The organism is Paenibacillus sp. WLX1005 (genome assembly GCF_046603685.1).
Taxonomy (GTDB): Bacteria; Bacillota; Bacilli; order Paenibacillales; family Paenibacillaceae; genus Saccharibacillus.
In genome coordinates this window covers 4,761,255-4,779,036 of the sequence record NZ_CP176756.1, presented here as the reverse complement: position 1 = coordinate 4,779,036, position 17,782 = coordinate 4,761,255, and the positions used below count along the sequence as shown (strand labels likewise).

At 46.8% G+C, this 17,782-nt stretch carries 9 protein-coding genes; 7 read left to right on the top strand and 2 right to left on the bottom strand.

Annotated features, from left to right (window positions below; translation table 11 throughout):
* The first annotated feature begins 227 nt into the window (after positions 1–227).
* From uvrB to ACE3MZ_RS20435, 4 genes are all read left to right on the top strand, one after another.
* Positions 228–2,228 carry an excinuclease ABC subunit UvrB gene (gene uvrB, locus ACE3MZ_RS20450; protein WP_411343931.1) on the top strand — a complete coding sequence of 667 codons (2,001 nt, stop codon included), beginning with the start codon at positions 228–230 and terminating at the stop codon, positions 2,226–2,228.
* A 185-nt stretch (positions 2,229–2,413) separates the two neighbouring features.
* Positions 2,414–5,275 carry an excinuclease ABC subunit UvrA gene (gene uvrA / locus ACE3MZ_RS20445; RefSeq protein ID WP_411343930.1) on the top strand — a complete coding sequence of 954 codons (2,862 nt, stop codon included), beginning with the start codon at positions 2,414–2,416 and terminating at the stop codon, positions 5,273–5,275.
* A 542-nt stretch (positions 5,276–5,817) separates the two neighbouring features.
* Positions 5,818–6,984, top strand: coding sequence for a S1C family serine protease (locus ACE3MZ_RS20440; RefSeq protein WP_411343929.1), 1,167 nt, complete (start codon positions 5,818–5,820; stop codon positions 6,982–6,984).
* 56 nt (positions 6,985–7,040) lie between these two features.
* Positions 7,041–8,978: a stalk domain-containing protein gene (locus ACE3MZ_RS20435; RefSeq protein WP_411343928.1), complete on the top strand. Its 1,938-nt coding sequence runs from the start codon at positions 7,041–7,043 to the stop codon at positions 8,976–8,978.
* 313 nt (positions 8,979–9,291) lie between these two features.
* On the opposite strand, the gene ACE3MZ_RS20430 is transcribed toward ACE3MZ_RS20435, so the two are convergent.
* Positions 9,292–9,732, bottom strand: coding sequence for a hypothetical protein (locus tag ACE3MZ_RS20430; RefSeq protein WP_411343927.1), 441 nt, complete (start codon positions 9,730–9,732; stop codon positions 9,292–9,294).
* A gap of 337 nt (positions 9,733–10,069) precedes the next feature.
* On the opposite strand from ACE3MZ_RS20430, the gene ACE3MZ_RS20425 reads away from it, so the two are divergent.
* The 3 genes from ACE3MZ_RS20425 to galU (ACE3MZ_RS20415) all read left to right on the top strand — a co-directional run bounded on the left by ACE3MZ_RS20425 (position 10,070) and on the right by galU (ACE3MZ_RS20415) (position 15,113).
* Positions 10,070–12,583, top strand: a complete 2,514-nt coding sequence (locus ACE3MZ_RS20425; RefSeq protein ID WP_411343926.1) for a DUF3656 domain-containing U32 family peptidase — start codon at positions 10,070–10,072, stop codon at positions 12,581–12,583.
* Between the two features lie 420 nt (positions 12,584–13,003).
* The gene (gene galU, locus ACE3MZ_RS20420) at positions 13,004–13,888 is read left to right on the top strand and encodes a UTP--glucose-1-phosphate uridylyltransferase GalU (RefSeq protein WP_411343925.1); all 885 of its coding nucleotides are present in this window, start codon (positions 13,004–13,006) and stop codon (positions 13,886–13,888) included.
* A gap of 340 nt (positions 13,889–14,228) precedes the next feature.
* A complete protein-coding gene (gene galU / locus ACE3MZ_RS20415; RefSeq protein ID WP_411343924.1) occupies positions 14,229–15,113 on the top strand; it encodes a UTP--glucose-1-phosphate uridylyltransferase GalU in 885 nt (294 codons plus the stop codon).
* A gap of 147 nt (positions 15,114–15,260) precedes the next feature.
* Here galU (ACE3MZ_RS20415) and ACE3MZ_RS20410 read toward each other — a convergent pair whose 3' ends face one another.
* The gene (locus tag ACE3MZ_RS20410) at positions 15,261–17,735 is read right to left on the bottom strand and encodes a Wzy polymerase domain-containing protein (RefSeq protein WP_411343923.1); all 2,475 of its coding nucleotides are present in this window, start codon (positions 17,733–17,735) and stop codon (positions 15,261–15,263) included.
* Between the last annotated feature and the right edge of the window lie 47 nt (positions 17,736–17,782).

The following is a 17,782-nucleotide window of genomic DNA, read 5'->3' as shown; positions in this document are numbered from 1 at the left end:
GTGACCGTCAGCGCGCGATGTGTATGTAAGGAAGATCGTGTCGTTGGGCGCAGAAGCGGTCTGGATTGCGTAATACCGATTGTTTTCATAGAGATGAGTTCTTATAGATGTGCCAGCACAGCCAAGGCTGGGTAAAGTATAGGTGCCGGACATTCGCAAGAACGGTCTCTTTTGTTATTATCGGGCAAACGTACTATATATTTTAGACGATAGGGTGATGCAGGGCAATGAACGATATTGTTGTCAGCTCCAAGAAATTTGAGATAGAGTCGGAATTTTCCCCGCAGGGCGATCAGCCTAATGCGATCGTAGAATTGGTTGATGGTATCAAGAACGGCGAGAAGTATCAGACGCTGCTCGGCGCCACCGGTACAGGTAAGACCTTTACCATTGCGCAGACCATTTCCAAGTTGCAACGACCGACATTGGTCATTGCACATAATAAGACGCTGGCTGCCCAGCTTGCCAGCGAGTTCAAGGAGTTTTTCCCAAACAACTCCGTTGATTATTTTGTCAGTTATTATGATTATTATCAGCCGGAGGCGTATATTCCTTCCTCCGATACGTATATCGAAAAAGACTCCAGCATCAATGAAGAGATCGATAAACTGCGTCACTCGGCGACTAGCTCACTGTTCGAACGTCGCGACGTAATCATTGTTGCGAGTGTATCGTGTATCTATGGTCTCGGTTCTCCACAGGATTACGGAGGCATGTTGCTGTCTTTACGTGTCGGTATGGAAAAGTCGCGCAACGAAATATTGGCGCGTCTGGTCGATATCCAGTATCAGCGCAACGATATCAACTTTGTCCGCGGCACATTCCGCGTACGTGGTGACGTGATCGAGATTTTCCCGGCGTCACGCGGTGAACAGGCAGTTCGGATCGAATTGTTCGGCGATGAGATTGAACGCATTACCGAGATTGATGTGTTGACCGGCGAACTGGTTGGCGAACGCGACCATATTGCCATTTTCCCGGCATCTCACTTCGTAACCAAAGAAGAGACGATGAAAGTAGCAATCAAAAATATCGAGCGCGAACTGGAACAGCAGTTGGAGAAATTCCGCGAAGAAGGCAAATTGCTGGAAGCGCAGCGGCTGGAACAGCGAACGCGTTACGATATTGAGATGATGAAGGAAATCGGCTTCTGTTCCGGGATTGAGAACTATTCCGGTCCACTGACATTCCGTGAACGTGGCGATACCCCGTATACGCTTCTGGATTATTTTCCAGATGATATGCTCGTTGTTATCGATGAGTCGCATGTTACATTGCCACAGATTCGCGCGATGTACAACGGTGACCAAGCGCGTAAAAATGTACTGGTTGATCATGGATTCCGTTTACCATCAGCGCTGGATAACCGTCCGCTCAAGTTCGAGGAATTTGAGAACAAGGTCGGTCAAGTGGTATTCGTTTCGGCAACACCGGGACCGTATGAACTGGAACATTGCGAAGATATGACGCAGCAGATCATTCGTCCGACAGGTCTGCTTGATCCGATTATCGAAGTACGTCCAACCAAAGGACAGATTGACGATCTGATCAGCGAGATTCGGATACGGATTGAGAAGGACGAGCGTGTACTAGTAACGACACTGACGAAGAAGATGTCGGAAGATCTGACCGATTATCTCAAAGAAGTCGGTATCAAAGTACGCTATATGCACTCCGATATCAAAACGTTGGAGCGGATGTCAATTTTGCGTGATCTACGGCTAGGAACGTTCCATGTATTAGTCGGGATCAACCTGTTGCGGGAAGGTCTGGATTTGCCGGAAGTGTCGCTCGTTACGATTCTCGATGCCGACAAAGAAGGCTTCTTGCGTTCCGAACGTTCCTTGATTCAGACGATTGGACGGGCTGCGCGTAACTCCGAAGGTCGAGTGATCATGTATGGTGACAAAGTGACCGATTCGATGGCGAATGCGATTCGTGAGACAGAGCGTCGTCGTAGCATCCAGATCGCGTACAACGAAGAACACGGCATTACCCCACAAACGATTCGTAAAAAAGTCCGCGATGTGATTGAAGCGACCAAAGTCGCCGAAGGCAAAGCGAACTATATGGCAGAAGCATCCAAAGCGAAGATGTCCAAACGCGATCGGATCGCTCTGATCGAACGTCTGGAAGGCGAGATGAAGGCAGCGGCAAAAGACTTGCAGTTTGAACGTGCTGCTGAATTGCGCGATGCCGTATTGGAATTAAAAGCAGAGATTAGTTAACGCACATCATGTTGTACTTTCAGAGGTTGCTTGGATATGCTTGCCGTCAGGGCGGTATATCCGGCAACCTTTATCATAGACTGATGCTTTATGTGCTGCGTGTTGATAGCAACCCTGATACGACCGGTGAATACCGGAACAGGTTTTAATTACTCCGGAAGCACCGGATATGGAGGTTGGATTCCTTGTCGAACAAATTTATTGATATCAAAGGCGCACGCGCGCATAACTTGAAAAATATCGATATCAGCATTCCACGCGACAGCTTTGTCGTGTTAACCGGTCTGAGCGGATCGGGCAAATCGTCTCTCGCGTTTGATACGATCTATGCGGAAGGGCAGCGTCGTTATGTAGAGTCATTATCCGCCTATGCTCGTCAATTCCTCGGTCAAATGGATAAGCCAGATGTCGATTCTATTGATGGTCTGTCTCCTGCAATTTCGATTGACCAGAAGACAACTAGCCGGAACCCGCGTTCCACTGTGGGAACTGTAACGGAAATTTACGATTATCTGCGTCTGTTGTACGCCCGTGTCGGTCATCCGCATTGCCCGGATCACGGTGTGGAGATCACATCGCAAACCGTCGAACAGATGGTAGACCGCATTATGGAATACCCGGAAAAGACCCGATTGCAGATTTTGGCACCGATCATTTCTGGACGCAAAGGTGAGCACAAAAGTGTATTTACCGAGATTTCCAAGCAAGGCTTTGTTCGTGTACGCGTCAATGGCGAACTGCGCGATCTGTCCGAAGACATTCAATTGGAAAAGAACAAAAAGCATACGATTGAAGTGGTCGTTGACCGCATCGTAGTCAAAGAAGATGTAGCGGTACGTCTCGCTGATTCGATCGAAATGGCATTGAAAATGTCCGGTGGTCAGCTGCTGGTTGATATTATCGGTCAGGAGGAGCTGCGTTTCAGTTCTAACTTTGCTTGCCCAATCTGTGGATTCAGTATGGAAGAACTATCTCCGCGTATGTTCTCGTTCAATAGCCCGTTTGGTGCATGCCCGGAATGTGACGGTCTCGGTATCCGTATGGTTGTCGATCCCGATCTACTTGTACCAGATCGCAGCAAAACGATTGAAGAAGGTGCATATCAGGCGTGGAGCGGCGGTTTGTCCAATTACTATCCGCAATTTCTAAAATCAGTCTGCCAGCATTACAATATTCCAACCGATGTGCCAGTATCGGAATTGACGACAGAGCAGCATAATCTGATCTTGAACGGTTCGGATGGACAGAAGATTCGTTTCCGCTATGAGAGCGATTTTGGTCGTACGAAGGAAGCTCAGGTTGTCTTTGAAGGCATCATTCCCAATCTGGAGCGCCGTTACAAAGATACGTCTTCTGATAGCATGCGTGAATATATCGAAGGGTATATGAGTGCCAAGCCTTGTCCGGTATGTAAAGGCAAACGTCTGAAGCGCGATGTGCTAGCTGTTACCGTAGACAGCAAAAACATCTCCGATGTAACGGATTTGCCGATTCACGATTCGCTTCGTTTCTTCCAAGAGATCGAGCTGAGTGAAAAAGAACGCAGCATTGCACGTCTGATCCTCAAAGAAATCGTGAGCCGTCTTGGCTTCCTCGTGAACGTTGGTTTGGATTATTTGACGATGGCGCGTGCAGCTGGAACATTATCCGGTGGAGAAGCACAGCGGATTCGTCTGGCGACTCAAATTGGTTCCAGTCTGACTGGCGTTCTCTATATTCTGGATGAGCCGAGTATCGGTCTGCATCAACGGGATAACGATCGTCTGATCAAAACGCTGGAGCATATGCGTGATCTAGGCAATACGCTGATCGTCGTAGAGCATGACGAAGATACGATGATGGCAGCCGATCATATTATCGATATCGGTCCGGGTGCTGGCATTCACGGTGGTCAGGTGATCGCCGAAGGGACACCGACCGAGATTATGGAGCACCCGGAATCGCTGACCGGTCAATATTTGAGCGGACGCAAATTCATTCCAGTGCCACTTCAACGTCGTAAGCCGGGCGATCGCTGGTTAGAAATACGCGGTGCCAAGGAAAACAATCTGAAAAACGTCAATGTAAAAATCCCAATCGGCGTATTCACTGCCGTGACAGGCGTCTCCGGCTCTGGTAAATCGACGCTCGTCAACGAGATTTTATACAAAACGCTGGCACGCGATCTGAACAAAGCACGCGTCATTCCGGGTCAATATCGCGAGATTCGTGGTCTGGATCATGTAGACAAAGTGATCGATATCGACCAGTCGCCAATCGGACGTACCCCACGTTCCAACCCGGCAACATATACCGGCGTATTCGATGATATCCGTGATCTGTTTGCACAGACGAATGAAGCCAAAGTACGCGGCTACAAAAAAGGTCGCTTTAGCTTTAACATCAAAGGCGGACGCTGTGAAGCTTGCCGCGGTGACGGTATTATCAAAATCGAGATGCACTTCTTGCCAGACGTCTATGTGCCTTGCGAAGTATGTAAAGGTCAGCGCTACAACCGCGAAACGCTGGAAGTGAAATACAAAAACCGCAATATCGCCGATGTACTGGAAATGACGATCGAAGATGGCGTCGAGTTTTTCCAGAACTTGCCTCGTATTCACCGCAAGCTGCAAACGCTGCTGGATGTCGGTCTCGGTTATGTGAAGCTTGGTCAACCGGCGACTACGCTGTCCGGTGGGGAAGCACAGCGTGTGAAGCTGGCTTCCGAATTGCATCGTCGCAGTACCGGTAAAACGATCTACATTTTAGATGAGCCGACAACCGGTCTGCATGTGGACGATATTGATCGTCTGCTGCAAGTGTTGCAGCGTCTGGTTGATTCTGGCGAAACGGTACTCGTTATCGAGCATAATCTAGATGTGATCAAGACTGCCGATTACTTGATCGATCTCGGTCCAGAAGGCGGCAGCGGCGGCGGTACAATTCTCGCTTCCGGTACACCGGAAGACATCGCCAAAGTGAAAGGCTCATATACAGGTCATTATCTAAAACCGATTCTGGAACGCGATACCGTTCGTAGCCGCGAATTGGAAAGCAGTCAGGTTTGATGTATGACAGACGGAACTCCAACTGATCAGCTCGCACGTAAACTGAGCTGTGATCGGCCATAGTATGATCGAAATGGTACTTTCGATCATACTATGAGCTTTGATAATATAGGTTTTAATAATATGAGCTTTACTAATGTGGGCTTTTAGATCAATATCTCTAAATTTCCGATAGAGGGATACAGTATATGCGTTTAGCTTAATCCCTCTCAGGTTTGTGTCGAAGTATTGCATAGCACAGTAGTCTGTTTTTACGCAGAAGGATGGAACTTCAGAGTGAAGCCCATCCCTCTGCGCTTTACATAATCAGCGTACAATTGTCTTCCATATTCACTATGCTCATCATCATGCAGATCCATTACACATAATTTCGGCAAATAACCGGGCAGAGCAATTGTTACGACTCTGTGTAATATGTTACATTGAGAATACAAGTTTTTTACAGAAAAAATCATGACTTGGCACCTTGCTTCGTTTACTGAACCTTTGTTTCAGGGTTATATCAATATATATGCACGCAACTACAGAAAGGCTGGATGAATTTGAAAAAACTCCATATCCCATTATCCGCATTTGTGCTCGCCGGTACTACCCTGATTGGTTCTGTGCCTTTTGCCGCCGTATCCTCGGCAGCAGCATCTGTTTCCGGCTATACATACACTGCACCGCAATACGGTGCATCCGCAGGTGCCGGATATACCAAGATTATTTCCCGTATCTCGCCATCCGTTGTCGGGATTGTTGGCGTGCCTACAGCCGCGGCGATTCAAGCGGAGAGCGGCTCCAGTTCAAGTGATGATGACAGCAGCGGTTCCGAATCGAGTGATCCGGGTATCGCTTTTGGTTCCGGTGTGATCATTTCCTCTGATGGTTGGATCGTTACTAATGCGCATGTGATCGACAGCATGGAGCCGGGAGCGAAAGTAATTACTTCCGAAGCGAACGGACAAAGCAAAACGTATATCGTCAAAGAATTTTATAGCGATAGCATTAGCGATCTGGCACTCGTTAAGATCAATGCCACTGGTCTGAAAAAAGCTTCATTCGTATCCAGCAGTGAAAAACCGCAGGTGGGCGAGCAAGTGATCGCCATCGGTACACCATTGTCATTGTCGTTGCGCAATACAGCGACTTCAGGCATCGTCAGCGGCGTGAACCGTGCGGTAGATGCGTCCTACTATCTACTACAAACAGATGCGGCGATCAACCCCGGGAATAGCGGTGGTCCGCTGATCAATATGGACGGCAAAGTAATCGGCATCAATACGATGAAATATGAAGCGCTTGGTGTCGATAATCTCGGTTTCACCATTCCTGCTGATACTGTGCAGTACATTATCGGTCAACTGAGTAAATACGGTACTGTCAAACGTGCCTCCATCGGTCTGGAACTGAAAGAGAGCGACGACGCTTTGATCGGCATGCCAACGAATGATGCACTCACTGTTGTATCCGTTCATTCTACGAATGCTAAGAAAGCAGGCATCAAAGAAGGCGATATTCTGTACAGTGTAGATGGCAAACGAGTACACACTGTAGTCGATCTGAACGAATTGTTCCGCTCATACAAAACGGGCGATATTATCAAACTGACGATGCAATCGAATGGTGACATCGTTACTCGCAGCGTGAAGCTGACGCAATCCCAGCAGACGGATGCGGTCGCTGATACGGCTGCTACTTCGTCCGACTCAGATTCCGGCGAATAAATCGGCTTCATTTTATGCCTTACCCTCCACTTTGATTATAGAAATGAGGATACAGAATGAATACATGGATGCGTATGACCACAACGGGTCTATTGGCAGCCGGAATTACGGTGGCAACTTCTTACGCTGGAGTCGGAACCGTTTCAGCCGCTGAACTGCTGGAATTGAAATTGAAAAAAGGTAGTACGTCTGCAACCATTAACGGTGATAAGCAGACAATCATCAAGCCATACGAAGCAGGCGGAACAACGATGGTACAGTTGGGTCTGTTCTCGCGTGCTTTTGGCGCTCAGGTCGAATTGCATGATGACAATGTGATTCAACTGACTTCCGGCAAACACATCATTTCGATGACAATCGGCAGTAAGATCGCAACCATGAACGGTAAAAAGGTCACATTGCCTGCTGCACCAGTCATGCGACTCGGCACCCTGATGGTTCCGCTGCGTCCACTGACGGAAGGCATCGGCGGCAACATGAAAGTGATTTCCGGTCAGATCGTAGTCACCTTGCCTGCATCGGAAGCACAGTCCGGCAGTAATGATAGCGCTGCTCAGCATGCTGGGAAGACGCGTGTTGGTGACAGCAAATACCAGTGGTCGATCAACTATCCAGAGGATCTGACCTATCTGGGCGGTTCCAATGCAACAATTGCCAACTTTATGAATACAGAAGGCACGTACTTGTTACAAGTAGCGGTTGAGCCGGATACCGTTACAGGTTCGGTCTATACACAGGCAGATTCCGATGATCTGCTGGATGAACTGGTTAGCTATACTCGCTCATTGGATGAGACAATTCTGGATCAGCAGATCGTGAATGGTTCCAATGGTACGTATGCACGCGTAATCAGCAAAACGACCGATGGTTATTTGTCAGAGACGCGGTTGTATGCAGGTAATGGTTATCTGTACTTTGTGATGTACGCCGATTCGCAGGCATATTCTTACAAAGACTTTAACGATAATCAGGCACTGCTGAACTCATTCCAGCTGTCCTTTAACAGCGATGATGACAAAGCGGAAGATATCGCAGAAGACAGTGATGCTGAGGAAACGGGCGAAACCTTCTCCAATGAGGATTACGGCATCTCTGTTAATCTGCCAAGCGGCTGGTCAGTCAGCGACGATTCCGATGAAGCAACCAACAAAGACGAATCGTATGCCAAATTCGGCGTATACAGCGTACCGGCAGGATCAACCGTGCAAAACTGGTCGCAGGATATTCGCAACTGGTTTGACCAGAACTTCGCCGCCGATCATTACCGCTATATCGGTACAACGGAACGCCAGATCGACGGTCATAATGCTGTCATCAACGAAATGCAATATATGTACGGTAACGATGAATGGTATACCGAGTATGAGGTGCTGATTCAGCAAGGCGATTACCGGTATTACTTTGAATACAGCGGTCTGACCGATAGCCCGCAAACAGATGCCGAATTTGAGCAAATGGTACGTTCGATGAAAGTGGACTTTGAGACATTGCAAAGCAATTTCGGTCATCTGCCGCTTGATTACTATTCCGAAGATCGCACCAAGACGGTCACCCGTACATCAACAACATACGGATACAGTCTACAAGTTCCGCGTTACTGGAGTGATGCAGGTAATGATTATAATGCAACAGGCGTCTCCTACTACTACACGGGCGGTAGCTTCTACGTATCGATCAAAAATTCCAGTTCGCTGGAGCAAGCTGTTCAGGACTGGAAAAGTAGCCTGACCTCCGGCGGAACTGGCACCACAGGATCATCGTCGACAGCGACCGTATCCGAAGGACAGCCGACTACATTTGCTGGTGTTCCAGCGTATACGTTCACAGCTACGTTTAGTAGTGACGATGCACCGTATACTGGCACATATACCATCTTCACCAAGGGCAAACGTACATTCATTCTGTCCAGCGAAGTGAATAACGCCAACAACACGGCTACCCATCAAGCAGAAGTAGCGAGTGTGTTATCTTCATTCCAGTGGACGGCGAAATAAGGAAGAGAAGTCAGGAAGAGAAGTCAGGAAGAAAAGTCAGCAAGATATCAAGCAAATGCAGTAAGTAAGAACAAAGTACAGAGAGCAAGAACAATAAGTAAACAGTAAGACAGAATCGCGAGTATGAATAAGAAGTAGTATCGCGTTTCTACAAATGACTTGCTTTAAATGAATTGTCTTAAATAAATTGCCTTTTTAAGCAGAGTTAAGACTATGTTCTCAGCATGAAATGCCTAATCCAAAAAGCTGACTAGCTACAGGAACACTCCTGTGCAGTCAGCTTTTTATATGCTTATATTGTAAAAGTTCTAGCTCAATCGAGTTGAAAATACGATCCGAGATACGCTGCAAATGTCTCCCATTGTGGCTGAACTTGCCCCGCCAAATACTGCTGTAACAACTCTCCCGCTTGCAAATACAACACCTGTCCCGTTCGGCGATTGTAGAAATGCCCGCCATCTCCCGCGAAGTTATCCAGCGGAATATACTCACCATCTATACCGAGTTCTCGCATCCGAATCATGCTCAGCTTCACGTCGTCCGAATGCAGCATAAACCAGCCCCAATGATACATTTCCCCACGAGCACTATGAAACGTAGGTCCGTCTTCCGCATGCGCGAAAAAGATAAACACTTCATCTGTCTCTGCCAGCCCTAATTCACGCAACGCTTCCCCATATGGTTGATGCGCTTCATCATACCACCAGCCTTGTTGTCGTCCATATCGTTCAATATCCTGTAGTGTTGTCGCCATATTGGATTCCGTCTCCTTTTATAGTGCTGCTATCGTAGGAATATCGCTAGTTTGCCTTCATATTCATACCGTTTCGATCTCATCCGTCACATCTTCATATCTATTGTAGTCATGTCCATGATTCGCCTGCAAATTTCCTGAATATTTTCATACAAATTTAAAGGATACGGTAGATACGTAGTTACAGGTCTGGTACACTGGATTAGAATCATTTTAAAGTGTGTGACGTATGCACTGCGTGTGCGCAGTGTTCCATTTTATAATGTAACGGACAGCATCCGTGAATAGAGCATTGCCCGATCCAAGGGCAATTGAATTTGGGAGGAACTTGACCTACATGACTGATACAGCATTACAAAGACAAGACGTAGAGCTTCTGGCGCCGGCTGGCGACTGGGACTGCATGCGGGCGGCGGTAGCGAATGGGGCGGACGCAGTCTTTTTTGGCGTGGAAAAATTTAACGCGCGTGCACGTGCGAACAACTTCCGTATGGACGAATTGTCGGAGATTATGGCATTTCTGCATAGCTATGGTGTAAAGGGCTTTTTGACCTTTAATATTCTCGTATTTGAAAATGAACTGGACGATGCGCGTGAGTTAATCGACGCTTGCGTAGACGCAGGGGTAGACGCCGTAATCGTACAAGATCTGGGATTGGTGAAAATGATCCGCGAAATCTCGCCGGATTTTCCAATCCATGGTTCGACCCAGATGACGATCACTTCACCAGAAGCGGTCGAATTTACCAAGCCGTTTCACATGGAACGTGTCGTCCTCGGACGTGAAAATAATCTGAAACAAATCCAGAAGATCGGCGAACAAGCACGCCTGCCAATGGAAGTATTCGTCCACGGCGCGTTGTGCGTATCATACTCCGGTCAATGTCTAACATCCGAAATGTGGGGCGGACGCTCCGCTAACCGCGGCGAATGCGCACAAGCTTGCCGTTTGCCATATGATCTCATCGTCGATGGCGAGCAAAAGATCATGGGCGATGTCACCTATCTGTTGTCACCGAAAGATCTAGCAGCGATTGACATTATGCCACAACTGATCGAAGCAGGCGTAACCTCGTTCAAAATCGAAGGTCGTCTCAAATCGCCAACTTACGTTGCGAACGTAGTCAGCAAATACCGTAAAGCGATCGACCGTTATTTCGACGGCGATGCAACGCCAATCAGCCGCGAAGATATTCGCGAGCTGGAACAAAGCTTTTCGCGCGGATTCACCCATGGATTCCTCGATGGAACCAACAACAAAAAGCTCGTTGACGGTACTTTCCCGAAAAGCCGCGGCGTGTACCTCGGTCGTGTTGAGAAGATTCTGCGCGACGGCGTTGTCTGCCGCCTGGAAGCGCCAATCAAGCGCGGCGACGGTATCGTATTCGACGCTGGCGATCCAACGCAAAAAGAAGAAGGCGGTCGGATCTACGATCTTCGTCGTCAAGGCGTCAAGCTGGAAGGCGAAGCCAATGAATCGTGGATCGTTGACATCGTACCCGGTCGCAATGACATTAACCTGAAAAAGGTACATGTCGGTGACAAGATCTGGAAAACGAACGATCCGGCACTGGATAAACGGATGCGTCAAACGTATGAAACGGACAAACCGTACCGCGTATTCCCCATCCATGTCAAAGCGATCGGTCATGCTGGTCAACCGCTAGTGACCTACTGGACGGATATGCAAAAAGGCGTAACTGTACGTGTCGATTCCGAAATGGAACTCGAAATTGCTGCCAAGCGTCCGATGAATGCCGAGCTGCTGCACGAACAATTCGGTCGTCTGGGCGGTACTATTTTCCAACTGGATGAATTGGAAGCCCAACTGCACGGCGATATTATCATCCCGATGCGCGAACTGAACGCAATTCGCCGTCAGGCAGTAGAACAGTTGGAGGGCGAACGCCCGAAACCACCTGTATATATCAAACGCGACATCGCCGTATACGGAGATATTTCCCCGGCAATGACACCGGTTCGTGGTACCGATGCGATGCTGACGGCATTGTGCCGCAATCTGGAGCAAGTGGAAGCTGTCGTACAAACTGACGTGGACATGATCTACGCCGACTTTGAATTTATTAAGCAATTCCCAGCAGCCGTTGCTGCTGTACGAGCCGCTGGCAAAAAGATCGCACTCGTAACACCACGTATCCATATGCCAGGCGAAAATGGCTACCACGCCAATATTCTGCGTTTGCAGCCAGATGCTGTGCTAGTGCGTAATACCGGTGCGCTATACTACTATCTCGCACGCCGTCAAAGCCATCCACAAGACAATCATCCACAGCTGATCGGCGACTTCTCGTTGAATATTGCCAATCACAAAACGGCGGATCTATTCTTAGAAGCTGGGGTAGATATGGTGACTCCATCATACGACCTGAATATTCAGCAAATGGTCGACCTGCTAGGACGTAGTCGTACCGATCAGATGGAAGTTGTTATTCATCAACATCTGCCAATGTTCCACACGGAACATTGTGTCTATTGCACCTTCCTGAGCGAAGGTACGGACTTCACCAACTGTGGTCGTCCGTGCGAAGATAGCCGTGTATCCCTGCAAGACCGTATCGGTATGTCCCATCCGGTACGCGTGGATGAAGGCTGTCGTAATACCGTCTACAACGCTATCGAGCAATCCGGTGCAGAATACTTGAGCAACTTCCTGCAACTGGGCGTGTCCCAGTATCGCGTGGAGTTCTTGGAAGAAACACCAGAGCAAGTGCTGCAAGTCCTCGATCTGTACAGCAAAGCACTGACCGGCGAGATTAGCGGTACTCAAGTATGGCGTACACTCAAAGCAACCAACCAACTCGGCGTAACTCGTGGACAATTGGTAAAATAAATGAGTTGAACGTCCAACGTGTATTGCATACATGTTGACCGAGTATGTAATTCAATCAATAATGTCAAAGACTTCCCCTTTTGCGGGAAGTCTTTTTATATGTATGCAATGTATAGCAAAAGTAGAAAGAGAACGAACTCTCATCTATTTTGCATGTATATCTACGTTTACCTTCCTAACAATTCTACAAAACAGCGTAACGTAACCCAATACGATACTATGTATACAATCTGAATAAGACAGATATATGTATCCGCTATCACAAAACTGCCAATGTTTAGACTGGGTAACTGTCGTGAATAATGGTTAAATGATAGGGTAGCCGCATTCAGGCTCAACCGAACGCTCTCATGTCTTTTTCATTACATATCCATGAGACAGAACGCCTTATCCCAAATTGTAGATGGAGGAATCATAACCGTGAAAATACGTAAAGCCATTATTCCCGCCGCAGGTCTGGGAACTCGTTTCTTGCCTGCCACCAAAGCGATGCCCAAAGAAATGCTGCCAATCGTCGATAAACCGACGATCCAATATATTATTGAGGAAGCCGTCGCTTCTGGTATCGAAGATATTATCATCGTAACCGGTAAAGGCAAACGTGCCATTGAAGACCATTTTGACTATTCCTTCGAGTTGGAACAAAATCTAGAGGAAAAAGAAAAATGGAAACTGCTCGACGCCGTACGTGAACCGTCCGAAATGGCAGACATCCACTACATCCGTCAAAAAGAACCCAAAGGTCTCGGTCACGCCATCTGGTGCGCCCGCAAATTCATCGGTAACGAGCCGTTCGCCGTTCTGCTCGGCGATGATATTGTAGAATCCGACGTACCATGCCTGAAGCAAATGATGGACGTGTACGAAGATCACGAGGCATCCGTAGTTGGCGTCAAAGAAGTACCGTGGGAGCACGTATCCCGTTACGGTCTGGTCGCTGCTGAATCGATGCCAGAATCGGATCGTCTGTACAAAGCAACGGGACTGGTAGAGAAACCGCCACGCGAAGACGCCCCATCCAATCTGGCGATCATGGGTCGCTATATCCTGACCCCGGAGATCTTCGACATCCTTGGTAATCAAGACGCTGGTGCTGGTGGAGAAATCCAACTGACCGATGCTATCTCCAAACTTGGTCAAAGCCAGGACATTCTGGCATATCAATTCGAAGGATTGCGTCATGATGTAGGCGAGAAGAGTGGCTTCATCCAAACGACGATTCACTACGCGCTTCAGCATCCAGAACTGCGCGATTCCACGCTGGATTATTTGAAAGACGTGCTGGCGCAGGAAGAGAATAAGTAGAATCAATCAATAGAAGAGAATAAATGCAAATGAGTTTACTATGATGTGTATACATATCGTAGTAAACTCATTTTGATGATTTTTGAGAATAAAGTATGATTACAAACGATAGAGCGTAATCAGCAAATATGAATAAAGCACAATCAGCAGATCCTAGAGTCATGTTTGCTGATTGTGCTTTATTCGTATAAGATAAACATTATCGCGTGTAGAAAATAGTGAGAACACGGAAAATATGTAATTATTCAATGTATATTTATAAATAACTATGCTCTATGCTAACTTGCTAAATAATACGATTGTAATTCATAGTTTATTTAATGATTGGGAGAGAACAAGTATGAAAATACGTAAAGCCATTATTCCCGCCGCAGGTCTGGGAACTCGTTTCTTGCCTGCCACCAAAGCGATGCCCAAAGAAATGCTGCCAATCGTCGATAAGCCGACGATCCAATATATTATTGAGGAAGCCGTCGCTTCTGGTATCGAAGATATCATTATCGTAACTGGCAAAGGCAAGCGCGCCATTGAAGACCATTTTGACTATTCCTTCGAGTTAGAGCACAATCTCACGGAAAAGGAAAAGTGGAAACTACTCGACGCCGTACGTGAACCGTCCGAAATGGCAGACATTCATTACATCCGTCAAAAAGAACCAAAAGGTCTCGGTCACGCCATCTGGTGTGCTCGCAAATTCATCGGTAATGAGCCGTTCGCTGTTCTGCTCGGCGATGATATTGTGGAATCGGACGTACCATGCCTGAAGCAAATGATGGACGTGTACGAAGATCACGAAGCATCCGTAGTTGGCGTCAAAGAAGTACCGTGGGAGCACGTATCCCGCTACGGTCTGGTCGCTGCTGAATGTATGCCAGAATCGGATCGTCTGTACAAAGCAATGGGACTGGTAGAGAAACCGCCACGCGAAGATGCCCCATCTAATCTGGCGATCATGGGTCGCTATATCCTGACCCCGGAGATTTTCGACATCCTTGGTAATCAAGATGCCGGCGCGGGCGGAGAGATCCAACTAACTGACGCCATCTCCAAACTCGGTCAAAGCCAAGACATTCTCGCATATCAATTCGAAGGGTTGCGTCATGATGTAGGCGAGAAGAGTGGTTTTATTCAAACGACCGTGCATTATGCACTTCAGCATCCTGAATTGCGTGAATCTACACTCGCCTATTTACGAGAAGTGTTGAATGCAGAAGAGAGCAGGTAGCATCAATCTAATGATTTTACAGTTCGTTATTCCATATTCATTCATATCAAATAAAAAGGCTTCTCCACGTATAGGGAGAAGCCTTTTTGTGATTTTGAAAATACATACAAGTTTGTCTATACCTTCATACGATACGGATTCGTACTACTATTTAGCTTGGGTATAGGTTTTATTTGCGATTGCAGCAATTTGCTCTTTTTCTTTTGGATCAGCAGCAATCAATTTGTCGTAGACTGCTTGATCATTTTGACCTTCTTTTTTCAGCGCAGCCAGATAATAACGAGCAACTTGTTTGTTTGTATCGTCAGTCAAATCGTCTTGCAGACCTTTTTTCAATACTTCAGCGGCTTGAGCATTTTCACCTTGCATCAGGTAAATCTCACCAACACTCAAAGCGATTTTTGGAGTGACGCTAAAGTCACGACCTTGCAGCTGACCTTCTGGTAGTGTAGTCAGATACTGAATTCCGTCCAGAACCTGTTGATACACATTCAGTCCTTGCTGGAAGTATTTCTGTTCAGCAGCAGTGTCTTTGCTCTCATAAGCCTTATTACCAAGAACATAGGCTTGAGTCAATACACCTTCATACCAGTTAATATCCCATTTGTATTTTGGAGTACTATTCACAAGTAGATCAAATGCTTGATCATCCTCGCCATTTAATTGGTACAGAGTGACCATTTGCTTCACAATATCTTGATTATAAGGCTCTTTTTCATGAGCTTTGTTAAGCAAAGCAAGATCTTGATTGTAGAAATCCTTGTTTTTGGTTTGTTGAAGTCCTTGAGTTAGCAGTGAACTCAGATAGACGACGCCTTCTGGGAATGTACTGCGAATGGACAGTGCATCATCCAATAGCTTGCGATATTGTTCATACGTTGCGTTTTGATTGGTAGACAATTTGGCAACATCTTTGATATCGCCAGATGCTTGAGCAAAACGCAGCGAAGTAAATGTAATAATAATCGCAGCCACTCCAATCAACGATACATAAATCCCACGTATCGTACCTGCACCTAGTTTCAAATACTTCAGCGGCTGAGCATCCATTGCGGAAGCCATACCACCCAATCCTAAGAATACAAGTATGCCCATATACACATAACTCAAGTTAAAATCGAGCAGACTGTGCATCAGGATCGATACTGCAATAATGAAGTACAAGAAGTGGCTTTCCCGTTTCTCTTTATCCGTTTTAATATACCCGCGGATATATTTATAGAAGATAAAGCCTACAAACAATACAAAGATCAGGAACCCGATAATACCGACTTCAACGAGATATTGGAAGAAGAAGTTATGCACCTGACGGCTGACATACGGGTTATTCTGGTAAGCTTGGAAAGAAGCACCCCAGGCACCACCACCAGCGCCAAAGAACGGATAATCCTTCCATAATTTCAATGCGTCACGGTAAAAAGTGAAACGCTCCAATACACTACTTTGTTGGAAGTTAATGTTCTCAAAGCGGACACGGATGTTAGCAGGGAGCAAGTTACGCAGACTGGTTCCAATCAGCAGCAATAACATGACGCCACCAATAACTGCTGAACCAATCGGCAACCATACACTGGAGAAACGACGAGCGGTCCAGCCTTCCACACCGTTTTCGAGTTTTGGAGCAATGAAGCGTCCAATAGCTATCGCGATTAGACCGACAATCAGCGAAGTTATCAGCACATAGACCCAGCCTTTAGCAGCTGCAACACCATCATACTTGGCAATGACCTGTAGACCGATATTCGTTACTGGATTCAGGATAATCGCGGAGGCAGCGCCTGCAATCACCATATAGATAATCCACAGAATTTGCTGTGCCGGACGCAGCATTAAGAGCAGAATCAGCAGTACAAATGGCAGTACAACAAGACCACCACGAGACAACGTGAGAATCAGTGACAAAATAATCGGTACGAGCATAAAGCCATGCAGCAAATGGTCATACCATGTTTTCAAACGACTTACATTGAATAGCGCAGCAAACAACATAGCCATCAGGAACGCAGCGTATGTATTCGCATATTGGAATACAGAAGTGAGACGCCAGCCGTTGGAATCCTGCATAATTGCGTCTACATAAGAACCGTTCTGTACCCCGTTCGAGAACCAGAATACCAGCTTGCCACCGAGCGGTGCTTGACCGAACCAGTTAATAAAACCAAACATTACGATAATATAGGCGGAACCCATAATCGTCATCTGAATGATCTTATTCGACATACGGTCACGCAGCATATATATGCCGGTGATGAAAATAAATGCGTACATCCATTGAATTAGCACCATATTTACGGCATAATGCCAAGAGGCGGCACCAATCATGGAAATCATGTACGATAGCGGCAGCAAAATGATCAGCAGCGCGATCATATCCCGTTGATCATCCAATTTTACCTTTTTATAAAATTGGATCAGCCCCAGGACCATAATAATGCCGGACAACAGAATCGCCCAGAAAATCGGTTTTTCAAATGAATAACTCAAACCATTAAATAAAGCCACTTGAAACGGGGTCCATAACAAGAATAGAATAAGACAGATGTTAACGACCCAGAACATGCCATTGCGTTTTTCGTCTTCGGTAGACGCTTTAAACTGTTTGCCGTATACTGGATTAGCCAATGTTTTAAACTCCTTTGGTAGTATAATTCTAAGCTATTTTAACACAT

Bases quoted from the DNA above. Each gene is read 5' to 3' on its own strand.
- galU (WP_411343924.1), top strand. From the start codon at position 14,229: ATGAAAATACGTAAAGCCATTATTCCCGCCGCAGGTCTGGGAACTCGT.
- ACE3MZ_RS20425 (WP_411343926.1), top strand. From the start codon at position 10,070: ATGACTGATACAGCATTACAAAGACAAGACGTAGAGCTTCTGGCGCCG.
- uvrB (WP_411343931.1), top strand. From the start codon at position 228: ATGAACGATATTGTTGTCAGCTCCAAGAAATTTGAGATAGAGTCGGAA.
- ACE3MZ_RS20430 (WP_411343927.1), bottom strand. From the start codon at position 9,732: ATGGCGACAACACTACAGGATATTGAACGATATGGACGACAACAAGGC.
- ACE3MZ_RS20435 (WP_411343928.1), top strand. From the start codon at position 7,041: ATGAATACATGGATGCGTATGACCACAACGGGTCTATTGGCAGCCGGA.